Here is a 2,495-nt window from a genome sequence, read left to right as displayed (position 1 = left end):
TCTGTCTGCATCGGGTTTTCTTATAGCTTACGAAAATTTCTTTTGTGCAAAACAGACTTTTTCATAATCTAACCCGATGTACAACCCTTCTGTGAGATTTCCGCGTCGAGGCCACAATCGATCCACAAGAACACGAACGCCATCTATTTCCGAAGGCAGATCGTAAACTCGTTTTATCCGAACGTCGTGTCGAGATTTCATGACAGACTAATCCTTTTTGGTGTCCAGAGACACACTCCTAAAAAGTCTTTGTGTCCATAGCGGGTAAAGCGGATACAATTTGATGATAAAATCACCACTCATGACCAAAGCACCACCTGCAAAGACAACATCACCAGGCAGGCGCATCCATTGCCAGAACAATGTCGTATCATAGAATGCAGCACTCCGTGCATAAGCGTAACCATGCTCGTAAACAGCCAGGAGCTGCGACCAGCCAACGGGGAAGAAATTCAGAACAGTCCAGAGAATGAGGCCTGCATTGTATAGCCAGAATGCCCAGATCCCTGGTCGCTCAGAAAACGTTTTCTCACCGGCATGGATATAGCGCAGACAGAAGTAAATCAGACCAATTGCCAGTTCACCAAAGGCGCCAAACAAAGATGCATGTGCATGATTTAACGTTAAAAATGTACCATGTTCATAATAGTTGACCAATGGCGCATTCAGGATACCTCCTCCATAAACGCCCGCACCAACAAAATTCCAGAAAGCAGCGCCAATAATGTACATATAGCCAACGCGATACAGGAAATCTCCGTGAGCATTGATCAGGCGATAATGATGAATACCCTCCATGATGAGCAGAACCAGTGGAAGCACCTCAATAAACGAAAACATTGTTCCAAATGGGATCCAGATACTGGGCTCTCCTGCCCAATATAAATGGTGTCCAGTACCAATCACCCCACCAAGAAAGACGAGAATGACTTCAAAATACATTCCGCGCTCGGCCAGCTTTCGTGACACCAGCCCCGTTGCCATAAGAGTCCATGCCGTCATGGTTGCAGCAAAAAACTCAAACGATTGCTCAACCCACAGATGAACGACCCACCACCTCCAGAAATCAGCCAGTGTAAAAGATTTCTCGATTCCTGTCAGAGGCACCATTCCACAGACGTACAACAGGGCAATATTTACTGTTGAGGCCCAGATCAGGTGTTCAAGCCGGATACGACCTGTCCAGAAATCACGAGCAGCATCTATCCAGCCAGGCACTGTTGGCCAGAGAGCGCGCATGACAAGCGCACTCCACACGATTAAACCTGCAAAGAAACCAATCTGCCAGAACCGACCAAGTTGGATGTAAGAGAGCCCCTGATTGCCGAACCAAAACCAGTTTGTATCTATCGCTCCCATAATACCGAGATAGTCTCCGACGAGACCGCCAACCACAACAAATGCCGTAACCCAGAATAGAGCATCGACAAGCCATCCCTGACCTCGTGCTTCTTCGCCTCCGGCGATGACCGGGGAAAGGAACAGGGCAGCTCCAATCCACGACAGGCCAATCCAGACTATAGGTGCCTGAATATGTACATCACGCATAAAACTGAACGGGATGTAACGATTGACATCAAAACCATAAAAGCTAGACCGGTCGTAATACATGTGAGCCATGATCGAGCCAACAAGTATTTGTATAAGTATCAAGGCCGAAACCAGCAGAAAATATTTCCATATTTTTCTCTGACTCGATGTTAATGGACGTGCAGGAACCAGAATACACTCGCGTAAACTAGTATCAGCATCATCAAGCCAGTATTCATAGATAAACAGAACGACACCAAATGCGAGAAAAACAAAGCCAAAACTCGCCCACGTCCATATAAATGTGGCCCCCGTTGGTGTATTCCCAACCAACGGTTCATACGGCCAGTTCTGCGTCCATGAATAGGTCTCACCAGGGCGATGCGCCACAGTCGTCAAAGCTGAATACATGAGAAAATCGGCTGTTTTTAACGCAAGCGCTGGCGTGAGAGCCTGTGTCGCATTCCAGCCGGAAGAGCGGTCTGTCCTAAGAAACGACGCCGCTGTTTCATCACGTATTTTTACAAAAGCGTGGGATACGGCATCGGGTAACACAACCGTGTCTTGTGTCAGATCGATGCCACGAAGATCCTCACGCATATGGGTTGTCGCAACCGTCTGCTTTTCCGGAGACAGATGGGAAAAGGTCCTCTCTCCGACATCGTGTGCATAATTTTCCCGTGTTGAAAGCGCAATATTTTTAGTAAGGATGCTGTGTAATCTTCTCCATAATACGAGCCCATACCATACAGACTGCCATAATCCATCAGGTCTGCTTTCTGGAACCCGCCTTTACCAGCGATAATGTCATCTGCAGTCATGATGACATCCCCGGACCGGGAAACAAGTCTCTGAGTGTCTGACCGAAAATGAGTTGAGTGATTTCAGCAGGTTATGATTCATGGGTTTGCGATAACCTGATGAGATCAAGATGGCCTGGACTGAAATCACCCGCGCGCAGTATC

3 protein-coding genes are annotated in these 2,495 nt (G+C 47.5%); all 3 read right to left on the bottom strand.

The genetic code is table 11. The features are described 5' to 3' along the window. Window positions 1-27: 27 nt before the first annotated feature. Genes GOB86_RS16255 through GOB86_RS16670 form a run of 3 tightly spaced genes read right to left on the bottom strand, consistent with a single transcriptional unit; the run spans window position 28 to window position 2,351 of the window. Window positions 28-201: a DUF488 family protein, N3 subclade gene (locus GOB86_RS16255; protein WP_165993480.1), complete on the bottom strand. Its 174-nt coding sequence runs from the start codon at window positions 199-201 to the stop codon at window positions 28-30. Window positions 202-207: 6 nt separating this feature from the next. After that, window positions 208-2,166 carry a cbb3-type cytochrome c oxidase subunit I gene (locus GOB86_RS15175; protein WP_408737381.1) on the bottom strand — a complete coding sequence of 653 codons (1,959 nt, stop codon included), beginning with the start codon at window positions 2,164-2,166 and terminating at the stop codon, window positions 208-210. Next, entirely contained in the window at window positions 2,100-2,351 is a 252-nt protein-coding gene (locus tag GOB86_RS16670) for a hypothetical protein (protein ID WP_408737380.1), read from the bottom strand. Before GOB86_RS16670 ends, GOB86_RS15175 begins: the two co-directional genes overlap by 67 nt. Between the last annotated feature and the right edge of the window lie 144 nt (window positions 2,352-2,495).

Origin of the sequence: Acetobacter lambici, from assembly GCF_011516885.1 — a bacterium.
Taxonomy (GTDB): domain Bacteria; phylum Pseudomonadota; class Alphaproteobacteria; order Acetobacterales; family Acetobacteraceae; genus Acetobacter; species Acetobacter lambici.
The sequence above is the reverse complement of the archived record's forward strand: the minus strand, read 5'-3'. Positions and strand labels throughout refer to the sequence as shown.